Here is a 1123-nt window from a genome sequence, read left to right on the forward strand (position 1 = left end):
ATGTGATAGAGCGGCAGCGCGCAGACGATCAGGAGCTGGTCGATCTGCGGCGGCTGCGCCAGCGCCGGCTGGAGCCAGGCATCGTTCTGCAGCACGTTGGCGACGATGTTGCGGTGGAGCAGCGTCGCGCCCTTGGAGACGCCGGTGGTGCCACCGGTATATTGCAGGAAGGCGACGTCGCCGGGCGACAGCTTCGGCTTGTTGAACGTCAGGCCGCGGCCGGCCGAGAGCGCGTCATTGAAGGACACGGCGCCCGGCAGCGACCAGGCCGGGACCATTTTCTTGACGCGGCGGACGACGAGGTTGACGATCACGCCCTTGAAGCCGAGCAGGTCGCCCATGCTGGCGACGATGACGTGCTTCACCGACGTCTTCGCGATCACTTGCTCGACCGTGTGGGCAAAATTCTCCAGCACGATGATGGCTTCGGCGCCGGAATCCTTGAGCTGATGCTCGAGCTCGCGCGGCGTGTAGAGCGGATTGACGTTGACCACCGCAAAGCCGGCGCGCAGCACCGCGGCGGTGGCGACCGGATATTGCAGCACGTTCGGCATCATGATGGCGACGCGGGCGCCGCGCTGGAGTCCGCGGCCTTGCAGATAGGCCGCCAGCGCAACCGACATCTGGTCGAGGTCGCGGTAGCTGATCGACTTGTCCATGCAGATGAACGCCTTGCGGTCGGCGAACTTGGTGAAGCTCTCCTCCAGAAGGTCGACCAGCGATGCGTATTGTGTCGGCTCGATATCGGCGGGCACGCCGGGCGGATATTGCTTAAGCCAGATGCGCTCCATGGAAACTCCCCTCTCCTGCATCAGAGCCCGTTGTATCTCGGGCTTGCCTCATTGCCGCCAGTATCGAGCCTGCCGGACCGGGTGGCAAGCCGTCGAGGCTTAGGGCAAAGGTCGGAAAGTGGCTACCGGAATCGTCGCAAGCCGCGTTGCCGCAAGTGCGAAGCGCGGGCCGCGGTTCAATTCCGAGGGGCGTTAACTGTTGTTGGCCGGCTTGGCCGGAGGCTTGGTCGCGGCCTTGGGCTTGGCGGGCTTCGCCGCCTGATCGCCGCTTGCTGCGGGCTTCTCGGCGGGCTTCGCCGCGGCATGCTTGGCGCCGGCGGGCTTGGCTGCGG

The 1123-nt window shown here is 65.6% G+C and carries 1 protein-coding gene; it reads right to left on the reverse strand.

What is annotated here, in order from left to right; translation table 11 throughout:
- Positions 1 to 791, reverse strand: a 791-nt coding sequence (locus AC1D00_RS42315; protein ID WP_477014805.1) for an AMP-binding protein, incomplete at its 3' end; no start/stop codon positions are given.
- Positions 792 to 1123: the final 332 nt, after the last annotated feature.

It is taken from the genome of Bradyrhizobium sp. P2_E8, from assembly GCF_056403875.1.